Raw genomic sequence first — 26,395 nt, 5'->3', positions numbered from 1 at the left:
TCGCTTTGACGGCTTTCACCGAACCCCCACCGGCACGACCGTTCCCTCCTGCAACCACCCCCTACGCCGCCGCACCCGCGCCGGCACCTGCCCATCCGGAGCACCCTGCATGAAGTGGTTCCACGATCTGCCCATCGCCCGCAAGCTGGCGGTGGGGTTCACCCTGACCACCCTGATGACCGTCATCCTGGGCGTGTTCGCCCTGGTGCGCCTGTCCGAAGCCAACGCGCAGCTGCGCGCCATGGCCACCAACGATATTCCGTCCGTGCAGTACCTGGGCGAAGTGCGCTCGCAGCTGGGCGAATTCCGCACCTACGAGCTGGCCCAGCTGAGCATGCTGGACAAGCCGGAAAAGGTGGCCGAGTACAACACGCGCATGGCCGACACCGCCAAGATCGTGCGCGAGCAGTTGGCCGCCTATGCCGCCCTGCCGTCGGGCGACAAGGAGCGCGCGCTGTACCAGCCGGTGCAGGCCGACGTGGATGCCTACTTCGCCGCCAACACAAAACTGCGTGACGCCGCCACCGCCGGTGACGCCGCGCTGGCCCAGCAGGTGTCCGACGAGCAGTCGCGCCCGCTGCGCCGCAAGGCCTTCGAAGACATGAAGGCGCTCAGCGCGTATCTCAGCTCGCAGATGCAGGGCAAGATCGACGCCGCCAACGCCACCCACCGCAACAGCCTGATCGCCATCATCAGCTGCATCGTGCTGCTGTCGCTGGTCGCCGCAGCCTTGGCCGTGGTCATCTCGCGCGCCGTCACCGGCCCGCTGGGCAAGGCCGTGCAGGCCATCCAGGCCGTCTCGCGCGGCGACCTGAGCGTGACCACCCAGGCCACCAGCAAGGACGAAGCCGGGCGCATGCTGGCCGCCACAAGCGAGATGACGGCCATGCTGCGGCGCTTCTCGGAACAGACCCAGCTGATGGCACAGATGCACGCCGGCCCGGATATCAGCCATCGCATTCCGGAAGATTTCCCCGGCGTGTACGGCCAGCTGGCCGGCGGCATCAACACCGTCATCTTCGAACACCTGGATGCCATCCGCGATGCCATCGACGTGCTGAACCAGTACGCCGCCGGCAACCTGACCGAAGATGCGCGCCGCCTGCCGGGCACCCGTGCCTTCCTGCACGAAGCCATGGATGCGGCCAAGTCCAGCCTGCTGGCCATCAACACGCAGATCCAGCAGCTGGCCAGCGCCGCCGCTGCGGGCGATTTCAGCCAGCGTGGCGACGCCGATCGCTTCGCGCATGACTTCCGCGCCATGATCGACAACCTGAACACCATGATGCAGGTGGCCGACGGCAACCTGGGCCAATTGTCCACCCTGCTGCAGGCCATCGCCGAAGGCGACCTGACCGCACGCATGGACGGCCAGTTCAACGGCGTGTTCGCCCGCATGCGTGACGATGCCAACACCACCGTCGCCCAGCTGACCCAGATCGTCGGCCAGATCCAGGCCAGCACTTCCAGCATCACCCTGGCCGCCGGCGAGATCGCCTCGGGTAACAGCGACCTGTCGCGCCGTACCGAACAGCAGGCCGCCAACCTGGAAGAAACCGCCGCCTCGATGGAGGAACTGACCTCCACCGTTCGCCAGAACGCCGAACACGCCCGCCAGGCCAACCAGCTCGCCATCGGCGCGCACGGCGTGGCTTCGCAGGGCGGCGAAGTGGTGGGCCAGGTGGTCACCACCATGTCGGCCATCGAAGCCTCGTCGAAGAAGATCGCCGAGATCATCAGCGTCATCGATGGCATCGCCTTCCAGACCAACATCCTGGCGCTGAACGCTGCGGTGGAAGCGGCACGTGCCGGCGAACAAGGCCGTGGTTTCGCCGTGGTCGCCAGCGAAGTGCGCACCCTCGCCCAGCGCTCGGCTGCCGCCGCCAAGGAGATCAAGGGCCTGATCGACGATTCGGTCGGCAAGGTCAACGAAGGCTCAGCGCTGGTGCACCAGGCGGGTGCGACCATGGGCGAGATCGTCGCCTCGGTGCAGCGCGTGACCGACATCATGGCCGAGATTTCCGCCGCTTCGCAGGAACAAAGCGCCGGCATCGAGCAGGTCAACCAGACCGTGGTGCAGATGGACGAAACCACCCAGCAGAACGCCGCGCTGGTGGAAGAAGCCACCGCTGCCGCACGCGCCATGGAAGACCAGGCCGCGCAGCTGGGTGAAGCGGTGGCACGCTTCCGCCTTGCCACCCCGGGCCTGTCCAGCGCACCGGTCCGTGTCACGGCGCCGGCGGTGTCTGCGCCGCGCAAGGCGGTCAGCGCACCGGTCGTGGCCGCGCCGCGTGCGCGCAAGGCGGCACCGCAGCCGGCCCTGGCCGGTGAAGGTGATTGGCAGGAGTTCTGAGGGCTGGCGCCGGGGTTTGCCCGGCGCCGGTGTTGTAGAGCCGAGCCATGCTCGGCTTCCCCGTGGAAAAGGCGCCGGGCAATCCCCGGCGCCGCGATGCGATCACCCTTCAGCTTCACGCCATACCGGCCGCTAACGAACTACGGCCCAACGCGTGCACGCCCATGTCCGCCCGCCCCACCGCCCCTGCGAAACCGGTTCGAGACTGGCGCCCGCTGGCCGGGGTGCTGCTGCTTTCGCTGTGGCTGGGCTGGACCCTGCCCCTGCTGTGGACGCAATCGCGCGCCGCGGCCCCTGAACCCGCCCGCTGGCGTGCCACCGATCTGCTGGCGCAGCTGCCGCATGATCTGGTGGCCGCCAGCGCCCAGCACCCCCTGTTGTTGCGCCTGCCCGACCGCTGCCCCTGCGATGGGCACGATGTACTGCCCAGCGGCAGCGCGGTGCAGACCAGCGCCCTGGCCCTGCCGTTCGATTGGCTGGTCCTGCACCAGCAGCAACTGGTCTATGCCGGCCCCGCCCGGCTCGACCCCGGCTGCGGCGGCGTCGGCCCTGCGGCCGCGCGCCTGGTGAACCATCTGCTGGCACAGCCGCAGGCAGCCGTGATCCTCGCCACCCCATGCCCATGCCTCAAGGAATAGTGCATGCACGCATCCCCTGCCCCCCAGGCAACGCCCGTCCGCGCCGGATCGCTGCCCTTCCTGCGCGCACTGTCCACCACCGCCGACCGCCTGTTCCTGGTCGTCACCGCCGGCCTGGTGCTGGCCTCGGTGGTGCTGGCCCTACGCAGTGGTGCCTGGGCGCCATGGCTGGGGGTCGCACTGCCGGCACTGCTGGTCACCACGCTGCAGGTCCACTGGCTGCCCGGCACCCGTCTCAGCCGCTGCACCGTGGCCCTGGCCTGGATGGTGCTGTCGGCCACGCTCATCCACCAGACCCACGGGCAGCTGGAAACGCACTTCACGGTGATCGTGCTGATCGCGCTGCTGCTGTACTACCGCGACTGGCTGCCGATCGTGGTGGCCGCCGGCGCCATTGCCGTCCATCACGTGCTGTTCTACGCACTGCAGGTGCAAGGCCTGCCCTACCCGGTGTTTGCGGCCGGCAGCGGGCTGGGCACCCTCGCCCTGCACGCCCTGTACGTAGTGGTTGAAGCCGGCCTGCTCAGCCTGATGGCCGTGCAGATGCGCCGTCAGTTGCTGCTGCTGGGCCACGACCCGCAGCAGCTGGCACAGCTGGCGCGCGGCCTGGCCGAAGACCAGCCGGTGCCCGAGCCCCTGCAGAACGCCCGTTTCCCGCCGGATTCTCTGGCGGCGGCACTGGTGCAGACCGGTGACCGCCTGCTGCAGCGGCGCGACAGCGAGCAGCAGACCACGCGCGAATCGCTGCGCATCCGCACCGCGCTGGACGATGTCACCACCCACGTGATGATCGCCGACCGCGACCGCAACATCGTGTTCGTGAACCGCCCGCTGCAGCACATGCTGGCCGCGGCCGAAGCGGACCTGCGCCGCGACCTGCCGCAGTTCAACGCCGCCGACCTGATTGGCCGCAGCATCGACATCTTCCATCGCAATCCTGCCCACCAGGCCCGGCTGCTGGACACGCTGACCGGCACCTGGCGCGCGCAGATCCGCGTCGGCGGCCGCAGCATGCGCCTGATCATCAATCCGATCATCGGCGACGACGGCCAGCGCCAGGGCTTCGTGGTGGAATGGGCCGACCGCACCAGCGAACTGCAGGTGGAAGAAGAGCTGGGGCGTATCGTTGAAGCGGCCGCCCAGGGCGACTTCAGCCAGCGCGTGGGCACTGCGGACAAGGACGGCTTCTTCCTGCAGCTGGCGCAGCGCCTGAACAGCCTGCTGGACGCCAGCGCGTACAGCATCGAGCAGATCTCGCAGCTGCTGGCGGCGCTGTCGCGCGGCGATCTGACCGCGCACATGCAGGGCGATTTCCACGGTGTGTACGCCCGCATCCGCGATGATGCCAACACCACCATCGCCCAGCTCACCGCCATCGTCGGCAGCATCCAGACCGCCTCGGGCAGCCTGACCGGTGCGGCCGCCGACCTGGCCCGCGGCAACGACCACCTGGCCGACCGCACCGAACAGCAGGCGGCCAGCCTGGAAGAGACCGCCGCCACGATGGAGGAGCTGACTGCCACCGTGCGCCAGAATGCCGAGCACGCACGCCAGGCCAACCAGCTGGCCAGCGGCGCCGCCGCCGTCGCCCACCAGGGCGGCGACGTGGTGGGCCAGGTGATCAGCACCATGGGCGCGATCCAGGCTGCATCACGAAAGATCGGCGACATCATCTCGGTCATCGATGGCATCGCCTTCCAGACCAACATCCTGGCCCTGAATGCCGCCGTGGAAGCGGCGCGTGCCGGCGAACAGGGCCGTGGCTTTGCCGTGGTGGCCAGCGAGGTACGCACCCTGGCCCAGCGCTCGGCCGCGGCCGCCAAGGAGATCAAGGGCCTGATCGACGATTCGGTTGGAAAAGTCGACGAAGGCTCCACCCTGGTGCGGCGCGCCGGCGACACCATGGGCGAGATCGTCGCCTCGGTGCAGCGGGTGACCGACATCATGGGCGAGATCTCGGCCGCCTCGCAGGAACAGAGCGCCGGCATCGAACAGGTCAACCAGAGCATCGCGCAGATGGATGCCAACACCCGCCAGAACGCCACGCTGGTGGAAGCCTCGGCGCATGCCACCCAGGGCATGGGTGAGCAGGCCACGGTGCTGGCGCAGGCGGTGGCACGCTTCCATCTGGACAACAGCCGCCACCTGCGCAGCGTCGAGCGGGTAACGCGGCCGGTGTCCCGCCTGCCCGGCTGACCACGGCAACGGGTTTGTCGGGCTACATATTTCCGGCGCGCGGCCGATACCCCCAGTAAGCCGCGCGCCAACACGCGCTGGCGCCCGCCCCAGACCCAAGATTCCATGTCCGACGGCCACGACATTGCATTGAGTGACACCCACGCGGCCGACGCCGCCGACGAGCGGTTCCTGGTTCGCAACCCCCGCCAGCTACGCCAGTTGCTGCGCTCGCTGATCGACCAGCGTTCCCTTATCAACGCCCATATCGACGGGCGCGATCGCTCCTTCCCCACGGCCCTGCTCGACCTCGACGAGGACGAGGACACCCTGCTGCTGGACGGCAGTCCGCAGGAGGCGTCCAACCGCGCCGCCGAACAGGCCGACCACCTGCTGTGCTTCGCCCAGCTGGAACGGGTGCTGGTGCGGTTCCGGCTGCAGGCCCTGGAGCGCGTGGACAACGATGGCCACGTTGCCTTCCGCGCCCACCTGCCCGAGGAGCTGGTGCATCTGCAGCGCCGCGAGCTGTACCGCCTGGAAACCCCCATCACCGACTCGCCGCAGCTGAGCCTGGCCGCCGGTGAAGCCGGTGCCGACGCACTGTCGATGCGCGTGGTGGATATCAGCGGCGGCGGCCTGGCCATCACCGTGCCCAGCGACTGTGCGCTGTTCACCCTGCAGAAACGCTACGCCGCCACCCTGTCCATGCCCGACGGCCCGGACCTGCCGATCAGCCTGGTGGTCTGCAACATGCTGCCGCAGCGCCAGCCCAACGGCATCGAAGTGAAGCGGATCGGCATGCGCTTCGACGACCTGCCGCGCGGCGGCGACAGCGCCATCCAGCGCTACATCTTCCGCATCGACCGCCAGCGCAAGGCGCGCCAGAACGGCGAGCTCTAAGGCGCCCGCCCCGGGGTCGGATCCCTTTCCTGCGGAAAGGGATCCGACCCCGCCGGCAGATCCACGCCATGCGTGGATGCCGCGAACCCCACCTAAAGTCCCCCGCCGCGGGGCCGATATCGAGGCTGACACCGGGACTACCGGCCGAACCAGGACCCTCGATGAACGACAAGACCAGCTCCACCGCCAGCGCCGGTGGCGAATTCCTCAGCTTCACCCTCGGCGCCGAGCACTACGGCGTTGACATCCTCAAGGTGCAGGAAATCCGCGGCTACGACGCGGTCACCCGCGTGCCCGACGCGCCGGATTACATCAAGGGCGTGATCAACCTGCGCGGCACCATCGTGCCGGTCATCGACCTGCGCCTGAAGCTGCGCCTGGAAAACGCGCGCTACGACGCCTTCACCGTGATGATCGTGCTGAACGTGGAAGACCGCGTGGTCGGCATCGTGGTGGACAGCGTCTCCGACGTCATTCCGCTGGCCGCCGAGCAGATCCGCCCGACCCCGGAATTCGGAGCCGCCGTGGACACCCGCTTCATTTCCGGCATCGGCACCCAGGACGACCGCATGCTCATCCTGCTGGACATCGAAACCCTGCTCGACAGCGCCGACATGGGCCAGGCGGCCCTGCCGGAAGACGCTGCCGCCTGAGCAGGCGGACTTTTTTCACACTTCGACAAAGGTCCCCTTCAGTTCCCCGTCAGCTTGCCGATAGGGGGACAGAAGCCGGGTGCGCAGGAGCGCATCAGCCCGGATCGACTGTCCACACCATCCCCGGAGAATCACCTCGATGAAGTCCCTGCTTGTGTTCGTTTCGGCTGCCCTGCTGGCCACCACTGCTGCTTCTGCCTTCGCCCAGTCGGCCGATATGATTCCGCCCGAACTGGCCCCGCGCCAGGTCGGCAAGGACGGCATGGTCTGCGGCAAGGTGGAAAAGGCCCGCTTCGCCGAAGGTTCCGAAGGCCAGCCGACCTTCCTGTACATGGGCGGCGCCTTCCCGCGCCACACCTTCTCGGCGCGCATCGCCGGCGAGAACCGCGGCAAGTTCAACTTCCCGCTGGAATCGCTGGAAGGCAAGACCGTCTGCGTGATCGGCAAGATCCAGCGCGACGCCTCGCGCGCTGAAATCGAAGTCAGCTCGCCGTCCAGCCTGAAGCTGGCCAACATCAAGTAATCCGCTGTCCGTCCTGCCACGCCGGCCGCCGGTCGGCGTGGTTGCTGCAAGCGGGCCCGATGCCCGCGCGCGTCTGCCTATGGAGATCGCAACGCCCATGCCGTGGATCAACAATCTGAAACTGATGCCGAAGCTGATGCTGACCTTCGGTGTCCTCCTGCTGGTGATGCTGCTGCAGGGCATCGTCGCCTATCGCGGCCTGCACTCGCTCAACAATGTCACCACCGAGCTGGCCGGCTCGCGCATGGAGAGCATCCGCCTGGCCGGCGAGATGCGCGGCATGATCGGCGAAATCCGCAACTCCGAATACCAGCAGCTGGTACGCGCCAGCGCCGAAGTGAAGGCCGATGCCCATGCGCGCGTGGCCGAGCTGCGCACCAACCTGGACAAGGCGATCAAGACCTATCCGGGGCTGATCGACAACCCGCAGCAGAAGAAGCTGTTCGAAACGTTCGCCAACGACTGGAAGGACGCCCTGACGTCCTACGACAGCGTGTCTGAAATGCTCGAACTGGACCTGCCGGACGACGCCATCGATACCTTCGTCGGCGAAACCCGCACCAAGCACCGCAAGGCCACCGCCTCGCTGGAAGCGCTGATTGCCGAAGACAACCGTCTGGCCCGCGCCGCCCGCGAAGAGGCATCGAGCACCTACTCGGCCTCGGCCGTGCTGATCGTCGTCGCCCTGCTGGGTGGCGCCGCACTGGGCCTGGTCCTGGTCTGGCTGTTCGCCCGCGCCCTGGTGGGCAGCGTGCGCGGTGCCGTCTCGGTCGCCAACGACGTGGCCGGCGGCAAGCTGGACGGCCATATCGATGTCAGCCGCCAGGACGAAGTGGGCGAGCTGATGCAGGCCATGCAGCGCATGCAGCGCGACCTGCGCGAGCGCATCGAGACCGATGCCGCCGTGGCCCGCGAGAACCTGCGTATCCGTACCGCCCTGGATTACAGCTCCACCGGCGTGTACCTGACCGACCCGAACAACACCATCGTTTACAGCAACCGCGCCCTGCAGCAGACCCTGTCGCAGTACCAGGACGAGCTGCGCCGCGACCTGCCCGACTTCGATGCCCAGGCCTCGCTGATCGGCAAGCCGGTGACCGTGCTGGAACACCGCGGCGAAATGGACCACACCCTGCTGGCCAACCTGAAGCAGCACGGCGTGGCCCGTCGCCCGATGCAGTACGGCGATGCGCAGTTCGCCCAGGTGGTGTCGACCATCCGCAACGAAGACGGCGATACCGTCGGCTACGTGGTGGAATGGCGTGACCGCACCCAGGAATCGCAGGTGGAAGCCGAAGTGGCGCGCGTGATCGCCCAGGCCGCCGCCGGTGACCTGTCCGGCCGCATCGACGCCGACGGCAAGGAAGGCTTCTTCCTGCAGCTGGCCCAGCAGATCAACGGCCTGCTGGACGCCAACGCCGGCAGCATCGAGCAGATTTCCGGCCTGCTGGCTGCTCTGTCGCAGGGTGACCTGACCGTGCGCATGCACGGCGACTACCAGGGCGTGTTCGCCCGCATGCGTGACGACGCCAACGCCACCGCCGCGCAGCTGAGCGAGATCGTCACCCGCATCAAGCAGTCCAGCCGTGCGATCAGCTCGGCCGCCGGCGAAATCGCCTCGGGCAACAGCGACCTGTCGCGCCGTACCGAACAGCAGGCCGCCAACCTGGAAGAAACCGCTGCATCGATGGAGGAACTGACCTCCACCGTGCGCCAGAACGCCGAACACGCACGCCAGGCCAACCAGCTGGCCATCGGTGCACACGGCGTTGCCTCGCAGGGCGGCGAAGTGGTCGGCCAGGTGGTCACCACCATGTCGGCCATCGAAGCCTCGTCGAAGAAGATTGCCGAAATCATCAGCGTCATCGATGGCATTGCCTTCCAGACCAACATCCTGGCGCTGAACGCTGCGGTGGAAGCCGCCCGCGCCGGCGAACAGGGCCGTGGCTTTGCCGTGGTCGCCAGCGAAGTGCGCACCCTGGCCCAGCGCTCGGCCGCTGCCGCCAAGGAGATCAAGGGCCTGATCGATGATTCGGTCGGCAAGGTCAACGACGGCTCGGCCCTGGTCCACAAGGCCGGCGCCACCATGGGCGAGATCGTCGCCTCGGTGCAGCGCGTGACCGACATCATGGCCGAGATTTCCGCCGCTTCGCAGGAACAGAGCGCCGGCATCGAACAGGTCAACCAGACCGTGGTGCAGATGGACGAAACCACCCAGCAGAATGCTGCGCTGGTGGAAGAAGCCACCGCTGCCGCGCGTGCCATGGAAGAACAGGCCGGCCACCTGAGCGAAGCCGTGTCGATCTTCGTGCTGGACGAAGCCGAAGCCGTGGCCGCCCCGCGCGCCCCGGCACCGCGTGCAGCAGCGCCGGCCGCACCGGTTGCAGCCGCTGCACCGGCCCGTCGCAGCACCGGCGGTCGCCCAATGGCCACCGAACTGGCCGACGGCGACTGGCAGGAGTTCTGATCCCTGCCCGGGGTCGGGTCCCTTTTCCAAAGGAGAAGGGCTCTGACCCCCGCTTTCCGAAGACGCCCTGGCCCGTGCCGGGGCGTTTTCGTTTCCGGGGTATCCGTAGATCCAGCCAACGGCGAAGCCCCTCGGGGTGAACGCTCTCGTGCTGGGTTTCGTGGGGTGGCCGGGTGGGTGGGCCGCGCAGGGGACGCTGCAAGTACGTCCTTGTAAGCTCGTAGGCGCCATCCATGGCGCCTGCGCCCCTGCGCACCCCACCCACCGGGCCCCGGACAGTTCCCCGCGCGTCCACCCCGGATTGAAGAAAGAAGAGCAAGAGCAACAGCTGCACGCTGCGGGCCCTCTGGGGGGGTCAGAGCCCTTTTCCGCGGGAAAAGGGATCTGACCCCACTCACCCTGCATCCCGCCCCGGGGTCGGATCCCTTTTCCAACGGAAAAGGGCTCTGACCCCAGTTCCCCGCCCGATAGAAACAACGCGCTTGCCGTCCGCCGCCGCGATGCGTGAAGAGACGGGTCCGGGTGGGCAGGCGGAACCGCAGGCGCCAAGGACGGCGCCTTCGAGCTACATGGATGTGTTTGCACGCTGCGGGGTCAGAGCCCTTTTCCGCTGGAAAAGGGATCTGACCCCACTCACCCTGCATCCCACCCCAGGGGTCGGATCCCTTTTCCAACGGAAAAGGGCTCTGACCCCATTTCCCCACCCGATAACAACGAACGCTCTTGCCGTCCGCCTCCCTCCACGCAACAGAACAGCCGACCAACCGCCATTGCTGTTGCTGTTGCTGTTGCTGTTGCTGTTGCTGTTGCTTCTGCTGTTGCTTCAAACGCCTGCCGCAGGCAGCGAAGCAGCCGCCGGTGCAAGGGAACCTGAATGCGCTCATAGCGCCACCCTCAAATCTCCCCGCCCCCGGCCGATAACCGTTCTGTCACGGCCGGCCGCGCCGTCACCGGTACTGGCGCCGCCCGCCCGTCTCGACCTGGTCCCGCTTCATGAACCTCCTGCATCGCTGGCAACACTACTTCAGCAACCTTTCCGTCCGGCGCAAGCTCAACCTGCTCACGCTGATGATCGCGATCGGCGTGATCGCGCTGTCGGTGATCGCCGCCCGCATGCAGTACCTGGACCTGACCGAAACGCGCAAGGACACCCTGCGCACCCAGGTCGAACTGACCTACGGCGTGCTGGACCACTACAAGCGCCTGGCCGGCACCGGCGAACTGACCGAAGAGGCCGCCAAGGCCGCCGCGCTGCAGGCGCTGGAAGTCATGCGCGCCAACAACGATGCCGACTACTACAACGTGCTGGACACCCAGTACCGCGTGCTGATGCACCCGTTCGCGCCCAAGCGCGTAGGCACCGTGCAGAAGGATTACACCTCCGATGACGGCGTGCCGATCTACTACCTGCAGGTCGGCATGGCCCGCCTCGGCGGCGGCTACACCTACTACCAGACCACCAAGCCCGGCAAGGAAGGCCTGATCGACAAGATCACCTACGCCGGCATGTACGAACCCTGGAAGTGGGTGGTCACCACCGGCGTCTACATGGACGACGTGCAGAGCGACGCCTGGGCCTTCACCGGCATCATGGCGCTGTCCGGTGGCCTGATGGTGCTGATCGTGCTGGGCCTGAGCTGGATCATCGGCAACCGCATCGCCGTACCGCTGAAGCAGGCCACCGCGGTGGCCGAAGGCATTGCGCGCGGCAAGCTGGACAGCCATATCGGCCCGCAGCCGCACGACGAACCGGGCCGCCTGCTCGAATCGATGTCGCGCATGCAGCAGCAGCTGCACGCGGTCATCACCGCCCAGCGCGAAATGGCCCGCCGCCACGATGGCGGTGAACTCAGCTACCGCATCGACGCCGCCGCCTTCCCCGGCGAATACGGCCTGATGGTGCAGGAAACCAACACCCTGGTCGGCAGCCACGTGCAGACCCTGCACGATGTGCTGGACGTGGTGCAGCAGTACGCCGTGGGCGACCTCAGCCGCGACGTGGCGCGCTACCCCGGCGAAAAGGCCGCCATGACCATCACCGTCGATACGGTCAAGGCCAACCTGGGTCGCATCAACGCCGAAATCAAGCAGTTGGCCGCCGCCGCCGCCGCCGGTGATTTCAGCCAGCGTGGCGATGCCCAGCGCTTCAATCACGATTTCCGCGTGATGCTGGAAAACCTCAACGCCATGATGGCGGTCAGCGATGACAACCTGGGCAAGCTCTCGCAGCTGCTGTCGGCCATCGCCGAAGGCGACCTGACCACCCGCATGCACGGTGACTACCAGGGCGTGTTCGCCCGCATGCGCGACGATGCAAACAGCACCGTCGCGCAGCTGACCCAGATCGTCGGCCAGATCCAGGCCAGCACCTCCAGCATCACCCTGGCCGCCGGCGAAATCGCCTCGGGCAACAGCGATCTCTCGCGCCGCACCGAACAGCAGGCTGCCAACCTGGAAGAAACCGCTGCGTCGATGGAGGAACTGACCTCCACCGTGCGCCAGAACGCCGAACACGCCCGCCAGGCCAACCAGCTGGCCATCGGCGCGCACGGCGTGGCCTCGCAGGGCGGCGAAGTGGTCGGCCAGGTGGTCACCACCATGTCGGCCATCGAAGCGTCTTCGAAGAAGATCGCCGAGATCATCAGCGTGATCGATGGCATCGCCTTCCAGACCAACATCCTGGCCCTGAACGCTGCGGTGGAAGCCGCGCGTGCCGGCGAGCAGGGCCGTGGCTTTGCCGTGGTCGCCAGCGAAGTGCGTACCCTGGCGCAGCGCTCGGCTGCAGCGGCCAAGGAGATCAAGGGCCTGATCGACGACTCGGTCGGCAAGGTCAACGAAGGTTCGGCACTGGTCCACCAGGCCGGCGCCACCATGGGCGAGATCGTCGCCTCGGTGCAGCGCGTGACCGACATCATGGCCGAGATCTCCGCGGCGTCGCAGGAGCAGAGCGCCGGCATCGAGCAGGTCAACCAGACCGTGGTGCAGATGGACGAAACCACCCAGCAGAATGCCGCGCTGGTGGAAGAAGCCACCGCTGCCGCACGCGCCATGGAAGACCAGGCCGCGCAGCTGGCCGATGCAGTGGCCATCTTCCGCCTGGACAACCAGGTGTCGGCGGCGGTGAAGGCCGTGGCCGCCCGCGTCGCCCCGCCCGCGCACGCCATCGTGCGCGCCCCTGCCCGCCCGCAGGCCGTGCGCACCGCGGCACCGCGCACGCCTTCCAGCCCGGTCGCTTCCAGCGACGGTGACTGGCAGGAATTCTGATCCCCCGCGGCGGCTTCGGCCGCCGCCCACCCGATGGACACCTCCCCCGTGCAGAGCCCAACCCCCATCGTGACCGGCCCCCGCGAATTCGAATTCGCCGACCGTGATTTCCGCCGCGTCTGCGACCTGATCTACCAGCGCGTAGGCATCGCCCTGGCCCCCGCCAAGCGGGACATGGTCTACGGGCGCCTGTCGCGGCGCCTGCGCGCACTGGGCATGCGCAGCTTCCAGCAGTACCTGGACCATCTGGAACAGGGCGAAGGCGAGGAATGGCAGGCGTTCACCAACGCGCTCACCACCAACCTCACCTCGTTCTTCCGCGAGCCGCACCACTTCGACAAGCTGCGCGAAGAACTGCAGAAGCGCACCGGCCGCGGTCCGCTCCTGCTGTGGTCGTGCGCGGCGTCCACCGGTGAAGAGCCCTACTCCATGGCCATCACCGCGTGCGAGGCCTTCGGTACGCTGAAGCCGCCGGTGCGCATCATCGCCACCGACGTGGACACCCAGGTGCTGGCCACCGCCGGCCGCGGCGTCTACAACATCGACCGCGTGGCCAGCCTGGACCCGGACCTGCGCCGCCGGTACTTCCAGCGCGGCAGCGGCCCCAACGAAGGCCAGTGCCGCGTGCTGCCGGCCCTGCGCGAGCTGATCGAATATCGCCCGCTCAACCTGCTGGCACCGCGCTACGACGTGGGCGGTCCGTTCGACGCATTGTTCTGCCGCAACGTGATGATCTACTTCGACAAGCCGACCCAGCGCGCCATCCTGGGCCGGCTGGTGAACCATCTGGCCGACGATGGCCTGCTCTACACCGGGCATTCGGAAAACTATCTGCACGCGGCCGACCTGATCCAGCCGTGTGGCCGCACGCTGTACCGACGCGCACAGGGAGCCGGCGCATGAATGCATCACTGCGCACCGACGATGTGATGCGCTACCAGGACGCACGCTTCAAGACCGTGGCAGCCAAGCTGCTGCCCACCCAGTACCTGGTGGTGGACGACACCACCGCACTGACCACCACGCTGGGTTCCTGCGTGGCCGCCTGCCTGCGCGATCCGGTGCTGAAGATCGGCGGCATGAACCACTTCCTGCTGCCCGAAGGCAACGCCGGCGATGGCGCCCCCGCGCGCTATGGCAGCTACGCCATGGAACTGCTGATCAACGACATGCTCAAGCGCGGCGCCCACCGCAAGCGCATCGAAGCGAAGGTGTTCGGCGGCGCAAACGTGCTGAAGGGCTTCACCAGCAATCCGGTTGGCACCCGCAACGCCGAGTTCGTGCGCCAGTACCTGCAGGCCGAACACATTCCGATCATTGCCGAAGACCTGTGCGGCATCCATCCGCGCAAGATCTGGTTCTTCGCCGATACCGGCCGCGTGGTGGTGCAACGCCTGCCGCACGCGCACGAGGCCGAAGTGGCCGCCACCGAATCGGCCGTGCGTGCCCGCCTGTCCAAGGCCCCGGTCACCGGCGGCGTGGAGCTGTTCGAATGAACGCGCCCGGCAACGCCCCCTGCCGGGTACTGATCGTCGACGACTCTGCCGTGGTCCGGCAGATGCTCACCGAAATCCTGTCCAGCGATCCGGGCATCGACGTGGTCGGCACCGCCGCCGACCCGCTGCTGGCGCGCGAGAAGATCAAGCGCCTGGCCCCGGATGTGATCACCCTGGACGTGGAAATGCCACGCATGGACGGCCTGGCGTTCCTGGAAAACCTGATGCGCCTGCATCCGTTGCCGGTGGTGATGATTTCCTCGCTGACCGAGCGCGGCGCGGACACCACGCTGCAGGCGCTTGCACTGGGCGCGGTGGATTTCGTTTCCAAACCCAAGCTTGACGTGGCGCGTGGGCTGCAGGGCTACGCCGAGGAGATCATCGGCAAGGTCAAGATGGCCGCCCGTTCGCGGGTGCGACCGCTGGTGCGTGCGGCGGCGCCGAAGGTGCTGCTGGACGCGGCACCGTCGCTGCGCCCGGCCGCACCGCAGTTCCGCACCACCGACCGGCTGATTGCCATCGGCTCCTCGGCCGGCGGCACCGAAGCGCTGCGCGTGGTGCTGGAAGGCATGCCCGCCGACGCCCCGGCGGTGGTGATGACCCAGCACCTGCCGGCCAGCTTCAGCACCGCCTTCGCCGAACGCCTGGACCGCCATTCGGCCATGGCCGTGCGCGAAGCCAGCGATGGCGAAGCCGTGCTGCCGGGCCATGCCTACCTGCCGCCCGGCGGCAAGCACCTGCGCATCATCCGCGACGGTGCCCGCTGGCGCTGCCGCATCGACGACGGCCCGGCGGTGAACCGGCACAAGCCGGCCGTTGACGTGCTGTTCCGCTCGGTCGCGCAGAGTGCCGGTGGCAATGCCATCGGTGCCATCCTCACCGGCATGGGTGACGATGGCGCGCGCGGCCTGCTGGAAATGCGCCAGGCCGGCGCGCCCACGCTGGTGCAGGACGAGGCCACCAGTGTGGTCTGGGGCATGCCCGGCGCGGCGTTCAAGCTGGGCGCCGCCGAAGAGCAGGTGCCGCTGGAGCGCATCGCCGAGCGCCTGCTGGCGCTGGCCCGCGGCTGACCGCGCAGGCGTCTTCCGCCTCACAATTCAACGTCATCCACAGGCGGCCCGCTCAGGGCCGCCCGTGCTGTTCCACTTTCAAGGAGTTTCACCATGGCATTACGCCTGATTCCACTGCGCGGCGCGCTTGCCGCCGCGTGCCTGCTGCCGACACTCGCCAGCGGCACCGGTCGAACCGACGCCCCGCCAGCGGCACCCACACCTTCCCCCGCAGGCTGGACAGAGCACGTGGCGATCAGCGCCGGCGCCGGCCAGCACATCCACGATCACCACCCGGATGTCGTACTGCGCATCGTCACCCCCGAAGATGGCGAGCGCATCACCGGCGCGGCCAAGACCGGGCAGTTTGTACGCCAGGTCTTCGGCGCCAGCTCCACTACCCGGCTGGATCCCAAGCACCTGCGCGGGACCGATGTCCAGGCAGTACCCAGCCCAGCCATGGACCTCATGCCCAGCTTGTTCAATGACTGGCTGCAGCAGTACTTCACCCTGTTCCCCGGTGCGATTCCCCAGGGCCGCACGCTGTTGAAGGTAGAGGCGAATGAGTGGGCCCTGGTCTACCAGAAGCCCAAGGCAGGGCAACAGCTCTATCAGCTCAGCCACTTCACCCGCCTGCGCCTGCAGCAACCGGACGGCAGCACGGTGGACGCTGCGTACTGCAACGACCCCGGGCGCGAGGCCACGCTCGAACAATGGCAGGCCAACGACTACGCGCGACTGCGCGCCAGTGCCCGCGAACTGGCCGCCGCCTGCGTGCAGCGCTTTGTCAGCAAGCTGCCACAGTTCTTCCCGCAGCCGCTCCCCACTGCAGGCAGCGGTGACGGCACGGCACGCGTGCGGGTTTTCAACTCGGCAACAGAACGGGTCACCATGCTCGGCGATGCCTACTGCCTGGCCGACGGCAGCCGACGCTTCGATGACCCGCGTTGGCCCGCCTCCAGCAACGCCAATGCGCTGGACACCGAGGCGGGCAACCTCAGCCTCGGTATCGCAGAAACCGAAACCCTGCGCAGCCTGAAGTCGCCGAAGTACCGCGAATATGCGGTGCAGGCCGGGCAGCCGTTGATCTTCGACGCGGACGTGCGCCACCGCGGCGCGTTCTGCAGCGGCACGTTGGCGGTACAGATCGTGCCGGTTACCGGTGTGGATTACGAAGTGAAGATGGATATCGTCGGCCAGGTCTGCAGGTTGAACGTCCATAGCGTCGATGCCGAGGGTGTCCGGCTCGCGGTGCCGACCCGGCGTGCGCCGGAGACGTGCACGCGTCCTGACGTGGACTACACCACCCTCACAGCGGAGACCCCGCGCGAACCGCTGGACGCCATGGGCGTCTTTCTGTTCGCCGACAACACGTTGCAGGTGCAGCCTGCGGACAGGGACAGCCCCCCGCTGCAGCTGGCCGACGGTCCTGCCGATGCTGCGCGACTGCAGACGCTGTTGCAGCAGATGGTGGCCACGCCGGGAACCCGCGCCTGCGTGATCGTGCCTGCGCAGGATCACGCCAGCCCATTGAACACGCTGCTGCGCGACTACGTGCTCGAGCGTGGGGCGGCATTGCCTGGCCTGTGGGAGGCCGCCGAGACGGTCAATCAGGCGCGCCACGCAGCCCCGGCAGCACCGCTGGATCTGCAGGCCGCCGTGCAGCACTGCCAGACCCTGCCCCGTCTGGACTTCCGCGTGCAATAACCCATCGCCTGCGACGGTAGCGCTGGCCCAGAACTGACCGGACCGCAGCAACCGCTCGACAACACCTCGTTCGAATGCCGGCACCGGAAGGGCCGGCATGGCTGTTTCTGTTTCTCAAGGAGCTTGACCATGGCCCTGCGCCGCCTCCCCTCCCGAACCACGCTGCTGGCAGCGGCCCTGCTTGCACCGCTGCTGGCCACCGCGGCCACCCAGCCGGCATCTCCGCAGGCGCCCTCGCCCGCCACCGACGCTGCCGATGCGTGGAGCGAACGCGTGCAGATCCTCAGCGGTCCGGACACCGCCGCCAAGCCGCTGCACGCACCGGACGTGGCGCTGCGCATCGTCACCCCCGATGACAGCGAGGCACTGACGCCGAAGGGACTGTCCCTGCTGTTCAGTGGCAACGAGCCCGACTACGGCCGCCGCAACCAGCTGCCCGGCACCATCATCGAAGGCCAGGCCAGCCCGGCCATCACGCTGATGCCGAACGTGGCCAAGGCGCTGGTGGGCGGCTATTTCCGTTATGCGCCCGACGCACTACCGACCCAGACCAGCACCCTGCGCTTCAATGCCGAAACCTGGGCGCTGGTACACCAGGGCAACACCCGCAAGGATCCGCTGTACCGGCTCAACCACACCAGCACCATCCAGCAGCGCCGCGCCGATGGCAGCCTGGCCGAGATCATCCGCTGCAGCGACAGCGACGAACGCGCGACGTTGGGCACCTGGCAGGCCAACGACTACGCCCGGCTGAAGAGCGCCGCGCAGATGATCACCATGAAGTGCATCGAAAAGCTGATCAAGCGCATTCCGGCCATGTATCCGCGCCCGCTGGCGGCTGAAGATCTCAGCGCCTACGCCGGTGGTGTCGTGCCGCCGGCACGGGTGCGCGTGTACGCCGATTTCGGCCGGACCACCACCCTGCTTACCGATGCGTCGTGCCGCGACGACTACCGCGACCGCATCGACGTCAAGTACAACAATGCCGGTGACAAGGGCCTGCTCGGCATTCCCAGCACCGAAGCGCTGCGCAGCAAGCAGAGCCAACGGTTCTCCACGCTCAGTTACCAGGAATACGAAGTCCCAGGTGGCAAGCCGCTGATCTTCGAGGCGGCCTTTGATCCCAAGAGCGGCCTGTACTGCACGGGCACGCTGTCCGGCCAGTTCGTGCCCAAGCCGGGCCAGGACTATGAAGTGGAGTTTGAAGTGGCCGACAAGATGTGCCGGCTGCATGTCCGCCAGGTTCACGCCGATGGCAGCGTGACGCCGCAGCAGGCCCGACCCACCCCCACCATCTGCGAGCGCACGCGTGCGCCGGTGCGCATCGAGCCACGCCAGGAGATGCAGGTCCTGCTGTTCAACCCCGGCCAGCTGCAGATCCAGGACGCGAGCCAGGGCAGTGCCGCACAGCAGCTGCGTGACGAAGCAGGCAGCAGCGAAGCACTGCAGCAGATGCTGCAGCAGGCCAGCAGCACGCCCGGCACCCGCCTGTGCGTGGTGGCGCCGTCATCGGACTACAGCAGCGTGCTGCACGATGCCGTGCGCGACCGGGTGCTGGACGCGCCGCGGGTGCTGCCCAGCCTGTGGGAAGAGACCGCGTCGGTGAACCAGCGCCGTGGTGCCGCCGCCGATGCGCCGGTTGATATCACCGCCGCCGTCGAGCGCTGCAAGGCCTTCCCGATCAAGGAGTTCGCTGGGCAGTAAGCCGCAGCGCGCCCGTTCCGCTTTTCCAAGGAGTATCACCATGGCAGTACGCCCCGCTTGTCTCACCGCCGCGATCGCCGCCAGCCTGCTGCTATCCGCATCGGCCCATGCCAGCGACCCAGCACCCGCGTCCGACACCACCGCGGCAACCACCCTCGTGGCGACGCCCGAACCCGCGGCCGAACCGGCAACCGAGGCCATGCCGGAACCGGCCGCCGAGACTGTTGCTGCGCCGGTTGCGGCCGCCGTGCAGGACTACAGCAGCCTGCAGCGCATCAAGATCACCTCCGGGCTGGGCACCGGGCCCGACGGCAATCGCTACGGCGATCCGACCCTGCGCCTGGTGATGCGCGGTGACACCGCCGGCGCTACCGCCGCCAAGGTCGGTCTGTTTGCGCTGGGCACGTTGGCCGGCATCGGTGGCCAGACCAGCACCTTCAGCAAGAACAACGTGCGCGGCGACAGCATCGGTGCCGTGCCCAGCCCCGCGTTCGGGCTGTTGCCGGCGATGATCCGCGAACAGCTGGCGATCTACTTCGCCGCCCATCCCGGCGCCATCCCCAGCGACGAGCGCACCGTCGAAGCCAGCGCCGGCCAGTGGTCGCTGGTTTACCAGAAGCTCGGTGATGCGGACACGCCGTACGAGCTGCGCCACGACGCCACCATCGGCTTCCCGGTGGTGCGCAGGATGTTCCGCAGCGCAAGCGGCGGCCAGGGCGTGCACTGCCAGGACGAGGCACAGGTCGCCCCGCTGCAGGAATGGCAGGCCGACGACTATGCCAAGGCCAAGGCCGCCTCGCGCGACTTCGCCGAGGCCTGCATCGCCCGCTTCGTGGCCGAACTGCCGCGCCTGTTCCCCGACCATGGCGTGTTGCCGGAGACCGCCGCCGAACCGGAGCCGCCGGCAGACGCGCCGGCGGTAGCCGAAGACGCGACCGCCGTCACCCAGGCCTGACCCCAGCCCAGGGTCGGACCCCTTGCCGCAGGCAAGGGCTCTGACCCCGGGTGCATCGCGCGCGCCGCCATCCACGCATGGCGTGGATCTACTCGCCCCAGTACAGCCGCATCGGGTTGTCCACCAGCAGCCTGCGCTGCAACCCAGGCGTCGGCGCGATATGCGGAATCACGTCCACCAGATGGCCGTCGTCGGGCATGTGGTCCTTCATGTTCGGGTGCGGCCAGTCGGTCCCCCATAGCACCCGGTCCGGGAACTGCTGCACCAGGTGCCGGGCGAACGGCACCACATCGGCGTACCCGGGCGGCCCCACACGTGACAGCCGCTCGGGGCAGCTGACCTTGCTCCACACGTTGCCGTGCTCGGCCATCAGTCGCACGAAGCGCTGGAACTCCGGCCCATCCACCGGCTGGCTCACGTCGGGGCGGCCCATGTGGTCCACCACCACGGTGGTCGGCAACGTGGTGAAGAAACTCCAGCGCTCGGCCAGATCGGCCGCCTCAAAGTACACCACCACATGCCAGCCCAGCGGCGCGATGCGATCGATGATCGCGTGGTAATAGGCATCCGGCTTCGGATCGACCAGCCGGCGCACGAAGTTGAAGCGCACGCCCCGCACCCCAGCCGCATGCAGCTGCTGCAGCTCCTCATCGCTCACGCTGTCGCGCACCGTGGCCACGCCCCGGGCCAGGCCGTCGCTGGCCTGCAGCGCGTCCACCAGGGCACGGTTGTCGGCGCCATGGCAGGTGGCCTGCACGATCACGTTGCGGCTGAAGCCCAGGAAATCGCGCAGCGCGAACAGCTGCGCCTTGCCGGCGTCGCAAGGGGTGTACTTGCGTTCGGGCGCATACGGAAACACATCGCCCGGCCCGAACACATGACAGTGTGCATCCACCGCACCGGGCGGCGGCACGAACTGCGGCCGGCTCGGGTGGGCACAGTAATCCAGCCAGTCGGCATCTTTCTGGAATGCGGCCATCACAGCCCCCTGGCCTTCAGCTGGGCATCCAGCCGCGGGTAGACACGGCGCGCATTGCCTTCGAACACCTTGTAACGGTCCTGCGCCGAAATCGCCAGGGCATCGACGTAGCGGCGGGTGTCATCGAAGAAGTGGCCGGTCTGCGGGTCGATGCCGCGCACCGCGCCGACCATTTCCGAACCGAACAGGATGTTGTCGATGTCGATCACCTCGAACAGCAGGTCGATGCCCGGCTGGTGGTACACGCAGGTATCGAAGTACACGTTCTTCATCACATGCTCGGCCAGCGGCGGCTTGCCCAGCATGTCCGCCAGGCCACGGAAACGCCCCCAATGGTACGGCACGGCACCGCCGCCATGCGGGATGATGAAGCGCAGTGTCGGGAAGTCACGGAACAGATCACCCTGCAGGAACTGCATGAAGGCGGTGGTATCCGCGTTCAGGTAGTGCGCGCCGGTGGCGTGGAAGTTGGCATTGCAGCTGCCCGATACGTGCACCATCGCTGGCACGTCCAGTTCCACCATCTTTTCGAAGAACGGGTACCAGCTGCGATCGGTCAGCGGCAGGCCATCCCAATGGCCGCCGGAGGGATCGGGGTTGAGGTTGCAGCCGACGAAGCCGAGTTCGTTCACGCAGCGCTCCAGCTCGGCGATCGAACGGGCGATCGGCACCCCCGGCGACTGCGGCAGCTGGCACACACCGATGAACTGCTCGGGGTACAGCTGCACCACCCGCGCGATCAGGTCGTTGCAGCGGCGCGTCCATTCGGCGCTCACCTGTTCGTCGCCGATGTGGTGGGCCATGGTGCTGGCGCGCGGCGAGAAGATGGTCATGTCCGCACCGCGCTCGCGCAGCAGCCGAAGCTGGTTGGCCTCCACGCTGTCGCGCAGCTCGTCGTCGCTGATCGCGGGATAGACCGCCGCGGGCAGCGAGCGGTCATTGAAGTGGGCCACCTGTGCCTTGCGGAACGCGTCGTGGCCGGCCGGGGCCGTGGTGTAGTGGCCGTGGCAGTCGATGATCATGGGGGATCTCCTGGGGCGATGGATCACCAGCCGAACAGCTGGGCGAAGTGCACATCCACGCGCAGGCCGACAATCAGCGCATCGGGGATGTTGGTGGTGCGCGTGGGCGCGTAGATCGGGTCAGGGTTGATGACGTACTGCAGGTTCGGCATCAGCCGGATGCCTTTCTTCACCGCCCAGCCGTAGCTGAGCTCGGTGATGATCTCGTCGGCATGCGGAGCGCCGGTCCCACCATGGCGGCTGCGGCGGTCGCGCAAGAAGCCGATCTGCTCGTCGCTGAAATGCGTGTTGGAAACGAACAGGGCCAGGGTGTCCTGGTCGCGCCCGGCAAACGTGCCGGTCTTGACGAAGCCGGCCGACACGAAATGATCCACCGGCGCCTCGTTTCCGGTGTTCACGTACACCCGCCCGAACACGGCCAGGTTGCGCTTGCCCGCGCCGCGCCAGACGGTCTGGTCACCCATCGCGTACCACCCCATGCGCGCGCCCTCCTGCGCCGCGGTGGGCTTGCCGGTCAGCGCCGCCGAGTTGCCGTTGGCATCGAAGTACGGGCTCTTGCCACCATCGCTGTTGCGGTACATGCCCAGCCGGTACGTGCGCGGCAGGCGATCGTTGGCGAAGCTGGTCTGGTAGCCCACTTCGTAGGCACTGATCGTGCCGGTGCCCTCGCCTACCGAGAAATCCAGGCCGTTCTTGCCGGCCTCGTTCAGCGTATTGTTGTAATCGAACACGCCGGCCTGGGCGTACCAGCGATCATCCACGTCGTAGCGCACGATGCCCGCCCACGAAGAATTCGGATAGGCGGTGATGCCCAGGTCGGTGATCGCACCGTACGGGGTGAGGCACATCGCATTGCTCATGAACACACAGTTGAGCGGCGAGTTGTTGAAGTAGCTGTTCACCGGCGCGCGCCCGGCGGTGATGCTCAGGCCGTTGTCGAAGCGGTGGCGGACGGTCAGGCGGGTCAGGCGGCCGCCGGCCACGGGCCGCCAGGTCTGCTGCGCGCTGATCGAGTTGCCGATCTTCTCGCGTGCCAGGTTGCGCCCGGCGAACCACGCCCATTGGGCGTCAACCTCGGTACCGTGCACGCCGAAGAGTGTGTCCAGGTCGAACTTCGACTGGGCCATCACCCAGTACGAGCCTTCGGTGCCCTGTTCAACACCGCCCACCGGGTTGTGGGCCACGTTGCCGACCAGGTCCAGGGTCAGGTCGATGCCCTCGGGCACGCTGCGTTCAGCGGCGAAGGCCGGCGCGGCCAGCACACTGGCCAGCAGCAGGTACAGCGGGGTGCGCAGGAACTGCGACATGTTCTCTCCCTTCCCGGCGCCGCCGGCGCCAGGTTGTTGCATTCGATGGAGGCCACGCGCGGTGGCCGTCAGGGCTCAGGCCATGGCCTCAGGCAGGCTGTGCGCCCAGCAGACGCTGGCGCGTGCGGCGGGTGCCGATCTGCCCCGCCATGGTCTTTTCATCCAGCTTGCCTTCCCACTTGGCGATCACCAGCACCGCAATCGCGTTGCCGATCAGGTTCACGAAGGTCAGCCCTTCGGCCAGGATGCGGTGGATGCCCAGGATCAGGGCAATGCTGGCCACCGGAATGGTGCCGGTGGTGCCCAGGGTGGCGGCCAGCACCACGAATGCCGCGCCGGCCACGCCGGCCGCGCCCTTGGACGTCAGCAGCAGCACGGCGATCAGCCCCAGCTGGTGCCACACGGTCAGTTCGGTGTTGGTGGCCTGGGCCAGGAAGATCGCCACCGTGGTCAGGTACAGGCAGGTGCCATCCAGGTTGAACGAGTAGCCGGCGGGAATCACGAAACCGACCACCCCCTCCTCGCAGCCCAGCTTTTTCATCTTCTCGATCAGGCGCGGCAGCACGGTCTCGGTGCTGGTGGTGGCCGCCACGATGATGATCTCGTCGCGCAGGTAGCCCAGCAGGCGCCACAGGCTGGCCCCGGTCCACCAGCACACCGTGCCCAGCACGAGTACGGTGAACAGCCCGCAGACCACGAAGAACTCGATGATCAGCTCGCCCAGCGACAGCAGCGAGGCGGCACCGAACTGGCCCACGGTGAAAGCGATGGCGCCGAACGCACCGATGGGCGCCACATACATGATGTAGCCGATGATCTTGAACAGCGCGCCGGAGGCACTCTCGATCACGTCCATCACCGGCTTGCCGCGTTCACCGACGGCGGCCAGTGCCACGCCGAACAGCACCGCCACGAACAGCACCTGCAGCACATGCGCTTCAGTGAAGGCACTGACCAGCGTGTTGGGAATGATGGCCATGATGTAGGCCACGATCGACTGGTCGTGGGCAGTGTGCACGTAGCCCTGGATGCTGGCCATGTCGATGGTCGCCGCATCGATGTTCATGCCGGTGCCGGGCTGCCACAGATCCACCGCCACCAGACCGACGATCAGCGCCAGGATGGTGATCACCTCGAAGTAGATCAGCGACTTCAGCGCCAGGCGGCCCACGCTGCGCATGTCGCGCATGCCGGCAATGCCGTGCACCACGGTGACGAAGATGATCGGTCCGATCATCATCCGGATCAGCTTGATGAAGCCATCACCCAGCGGCTTCATCGCCGAGCCCAGGTCCGGCTGCAGCCAGCCCAGCAGAACGCCGATCACGGTGCCAGCCAACACCTGGAACCACAACTGGCCCAATATTCCAAAGCGGCCCGGCCGCTTCCCTACCACGGTCATAACAACCCTCCCAGGTCGCAGAGAATAGAAAGGCGGTGCCTGTTCAGTCGAACAGTTCGCCGTCGAACAGCTTCCGTGCGGTGCGCAGCATGGCCGCGCGGGCCACCTGGCCGTCCTCGTCCAGTTCAATCACGCAGGTGGTGGCCCCGCTGGGGTGCTCCACCGCCAGCGTCTGCACCTGCCCACCCGGCAGGCGGGCCAGGGCTTGGGCCGGTGATTCCGGCAACAGGCAGGCCGTGGCCACGGTCACCGCCCCCAGCACGCCGATGGAGGCGTGGCAGCGGTGCGGAATGAACGAGCGCACGCAGATTGCGCCGCCGTCGGCCGGCGCGGCCACCAGCATCATCTTCGGCACCGATTTTTCGGCCACCTCGCCCAGATTCATCTTCGGCCCGGCCTGCAGACGGATCGCCTCCAGCCGCGCTTTCAGTGCGTCGTCGGCATCCAGCGTGGCGCGGTCCTCATGCCCGCTGATGCCCAGATCGGAGGCCCGCAGCACCACGCAGGGCATGCCGTTGTCGATCAGGGTCACCTGCACGCCGTCAATCACATCCACCGGGTTGCCGGTCGGCAGCAGCGCGCCGCAGCTGGAACCGGCCGTGTCCTCGAACGCCAGCGGCACCGGCGCGGCAGTACCCGGCACGCCGTCGATGCGCGCGTCACCGGCATAGCTCACCCGGCCGGCGGGTGTCTGCACGCTGGCGGTGGCCAGGGTGCCGGTGTTGGCCATGAAGATGCGCACCCCGGTCACGCCATCGCGTGCCGGCACCAGCCCGCGTTCAATCGCGAACGGGCCCACGCCGGCCAGCATGTTGCCGCAGTTCTGCGCGTCGCTTACCAGCGCCTGGTCCACGAAGACCTGCAGGAACAGGTAATCAACATCGGCATCCTCGCGCTGCGAGGGCGATACGACCGCCACCTTCGAGGTGAGCGGGTCGCCGCCGCCCATGCCATCGATCTGCCGCACGTCAGGCGAACCATAGGCGCGCAGCAGGAAGGCATCGCGCGCGGCGCCGTCGGCCGGCAGGTCCTGGGCCAGGAAGAACCCGCCCTTGGACGTGCCACCGCGCATCCACATCGCGCGCACGCCCTTACTCATAGCGCAGGCCCTTGGCTGCCAGGCGCTCACGCATCGCGTAGATGTCCAGGCCCAGTTCGCCACGGGCCAGGCGCTCGCGCTTGTCGGCCTCGCGTGCTTCGCGGGCCTGCGCCTCGGCAGCCACCCGTGCCGCCTCGGCACGCGGCACGATGCAGACCCCATCGTCGTCGGCGATCACCACGTCACCCGCATTCACCAGGGCGCCACCACAGACCAGCGGCACGTTCACCGAACCCAGCGTTTCCTTCACCGTGCCCTGCGCATGGATCGCGCGGCTCCAGACCGGGAAGCCCATCGCGGTCAGCTCACGCACATCGCGCACCCCGGCATCGATCACCAGGCCGCGGCAACCGCGCGCCTGTGCCGAGGTGGCCAGCAGATCGCCGAAGTAGCCATCACTGCAGTCGCTGGTCGGCGCCACCACCAGGATGTCGCCCTCGCCAAGCTGCTCGATGGCCACATGCATCATCCAGTTGTCGCCCGGCGGCACCGACACGGTCACTGCGCTGCCCGCAATGCGCGCGCCGCTGTAGATCGGGCGCAGCCGCGGGTGCAGCAGGCCGCTGCGGCCCTGCGCCTCGTGCACGGTGGCCACGCCGGCCTCGGCCAGTGACTGGATCAGCGCCGGTGCGGCGCGCTCGATGCGGGTGATGACGCGGGACATCCATCCATCCTTCGTTGGCGATGGCGCAGTCTGTTCCG

20 protein-coding genes are annotated in these 26,395 nt (G+C 67.7%); 14 read left to right on the top strand and 6 right to left on the bottom strand.

Translation table 11 applies throughout. The annotated features are described in order from the left end of the window. Window positions 1-109 precede the first annotated feature (109 nt). The 14 genes from C1933_RS09265 to C1933_RS09200 all read left to right on the top strand — a co-directional run bounded on the left by C1933_RS09265 (window position 110) and on the right by C1933_RS09200 (window position 19,884). Entirely contained in the window at window positions 110-2,353 is a 2,244-nt protein-coding gene (locus C1933_RS09265) for a methyl-accepting chemotaxis protein (RefSeq protein WP_108753017.1), read from the top strand. A 164-nt stretch (window positions 2,354-2,517) separates the two neighbouring features. Further along, window positions 2,518-2,991, top strand: a complete 474-nt coding sequence (locus C1933_RS09260; RefSeq protein ID WP_159093959.1) for a hypothetical protein — start codon at window positions 2,518-2,520, stop codon at window positions 2,989-2,991. 3 nt (window positions 2,992-2,994) lie between these two features. Continuing rightward, window positions 2,995-5,187: a methyl-accepting chemotaxis protein gene (locus C1933_RS09255; RefSeq protein WP_108753015.1), complete on the top strand. Its 2,193-nt coding sequence runs from the start codon at window positions 2,995-2,997 to the stop codon at window positions 5,185-5,187. 105 nt (window positions 5,188-5,292) lie between these two features. Next, complete coding sequence (locus tag C1933_RS09250) at window positions 5,293-6,066, top strand: flagellar brake protein (RefSeq protein WP_108753014.1); 774 nt, start codon at window positions 5,293-5,295, stop codon at window positions 6,064-6,066. 161 nt (window positions 6,067-6,227) lie between these two features. Next, window positions 6,228-6,719, top strand: a complete 492-nt coding sequence (locus C1933_RS09245) for a chemotaxis protein CheW (RefSeq protein WP_108753013.1) — start codon at window positions 6,228-6,230, stop codon at window positions 6,717-6,719. A gap of 217 nt (window positions 6,720-6,936) precedes the next feature. After that, the gene (locus C1933_RS09240; RefSeq protein WP_234412378.1) at window positions 6,937-7,242 is read left to right on the top strand and encodes a hypothetical protein; all 306 of its coding nucleotides are present in this window, start codon (window positions 6,937-6,939) and stop codon (window positions 7,240-7,242) included. Window positions 7,243-7,339: 97 nt separating this feature from the next. Further along, window positions 7,340-9,709: a methyl-accepting chemotaxis protein gene (locus tag C1933_RS09235; RefSeq protein WP_108754794.1), complete on the top strand. Its 2,370-nt coding sequence runs from the start codon at window positions 7,340-7,342 to the stop codon at window positions 9,707-9,709. Window positions 9,710-10,702: 993 nt separating this feature from the next. After that, a complete protein-coding gene (locus tag C1933_RS09230; protein ID WP_108753012.1) occupies window positions 10,703-12,973 on the top strand; it encodes a methyl-accepting chemotaxis protein in 2,271 nt (756 codons plus the stop codon). A 33-nt stretch (window positions 12,974-13,006) separates the two neighbouring features. After that, window positions 13,007-13,876 (top strand): CheR family methyltransferase, encoded by an 870-nt coding sequence (locus C1933_RS09225; protein ID WP_108749530.1) that lies wholly within the window; start codon window positions 13,007-13,009, stop codon window positions 13,874-13,876. Then, window positions 13,873-14,469 (top strand): chemoreceptor glutamine deamidase CheD, encoded by a 597-nt coding sequence (cheD, locus tag C1933_RS09220; RefSeq protein WP_079221788.1) that lies wholly within the window; start codon window positions 13,873-13,875, stop codon window positions 14,467-14,469. The genes C1933_RS09225 and cheD overlap by 4 nt, the downstream gene beginning before the upstream one ends. After that, complete coding sequence (locus C1933_RS09215) at window positions 14,466-15,539, top strand: chemotaxis response regulator protein-glutamate methylesterase (protein ID WP_108753011.1); 1,074 nt, start codon at window positions 14,466-14,468, stop codon at window positions 15,537-15,539. The genes cheD and C1933_RS09215 overlap by 4 nt, the downstream gene beginning before the upstream one ends. Window positions 15,540-15,632: 93 nt before the next feature. Beyond that, window positions 15,633-17,225: a hypothetical protein gene (locus C1933_RS09210; RefSeq protein WP_159093958.1), complete on the top strand. Its 1,593-nt coding sequence runs from the start codon at window positions 15,633-15,635 to the stop codon at window positions 17,223-17,225. A gap of 129 nt (window positions 17,226-17,354) precedes the next feature. Next, entirely contained in the window at window positions 17,355-18,929 is a 1,575-nt protein-coding gene (locus tag C1933_RS09205) for a hypothetical protein (protein WP_108753009.1), read from the top strand. 40 nt (window positions 18,930-18,969) lie between these two features. Beyond that, window positions 18,970-19,884 (top strand): hypothetical protein, encoded by a 915-nt coding sequence (locus C1933_RS09200; RefSeq protein ID WP_108753008.1) that lies wholly within the window; start codon window positions 18,970-18,972, stop codon window positions 19,882-19,884. A gap of 88 nt (window positions 19,885-19,972) precedes the next feature. Here the strand turns inward: C1933_RS09200 and C1933_RS09195 are convergent, their stop codons facing one another. From C1933_RS09195 to C1933_RS09170, 6 genes are all read right to left on the bottom strand, one after another. Then, on the bottom strand, window positions 19,973-20,863 hold the full coding sequence (locus C1933_RS09195; protein ID WP_108753007.1) for an amidohydrolase family protein: 891 nt from the start codon (window positions 20,861-20,863) through the stop codon (window positions 19,973-19,975). Then, window positions 20,863-21,885 carry an amidohydrolase family protein gene (locus C1933_RS09190; protein WP_108753006.1) on the bottom strand — a complete coding sequence of 341 codons (1,023 nt, stop codon included), beginning with the start codon at window positions 21,883-21,885 and terminating at the stop codon, window positions 20,863-20,865. The genes C1933_RS09195 and C1933_RS09190 overlap by 1 nt, the downstream gene beginning before the upstream one ends. Before the next feature lie 23 nt (window positions 21,886-21,908). Then, the gene (locus C1933_RS09185; RefSeq protein WP_159093957.1) at window positions 21,909-23,192 is read right to left on the bottom strand and encodes a carbohydrate porin; all 1,284 of its coding nucleotides are present in this window, start codon (window positions 23,190-23,192) and stop codon (window positions 21,909-21,911) included. Between the two features lie 88 nt (window positions 23,193-23,280). Next, window positions 23,281-24,594 (bottom strand): C4-dicarboxylate transporter DctA, encoded by a 1,314-nt coding sequence (gene dctA, locus C1933_RS09180; RefSeq protein WP_108753004.1) that lies wholly within the window; start codon window positions 24,592-24,594, stop codon window positions 23,281-23,283. 43 nt (window positions 24,595-24,637) lie between these two features. After that, a complete protein-coding gene (locus tag C1933_RS09175; protein ID WP_108753003.1) occupies window positions 24,638-25,693 on the bottom strand; it encodes a 4-oxalomesaconate tautomerase in 1,056 nt (351 codons plus the stop codon). Continuing rightward, window positions 25,686-26,357 (bottom strand): 4-carboxy-4-hydroxy-2-oxoadipate aldolase/oxaloacetate decarboxylase, encoded by a 672-nt coding sequence (locus C1933_RS09170; protein ID WP_108749521.1) that lies wholly within the window; start codon window positions 26,355-26,357, stop codon window positions 25,686-25,688. Before C1933_RS09170 ends, C1933_RS09175 begins: the two co-directional genes overlap by 8 nt. Between the last annotated feature and the right edge of the window lie 38 nt (window positions 26,358-26,395).

This window comes from Stenotrophomonas sp. ZAC14D2_NAIMI4_6 (assembly GCF_003086875.1).
Lineage (GTDB): Bacteria > Pseudomonadota > Gammaproteobacteria > Xanthomonadales > Xanthomonadaceae > Stenotrophomonas.
Note: the sequence above shows the minus strand (reverse complement) of the source record. Positions and strands in the feature narration are given on the sequence as shown.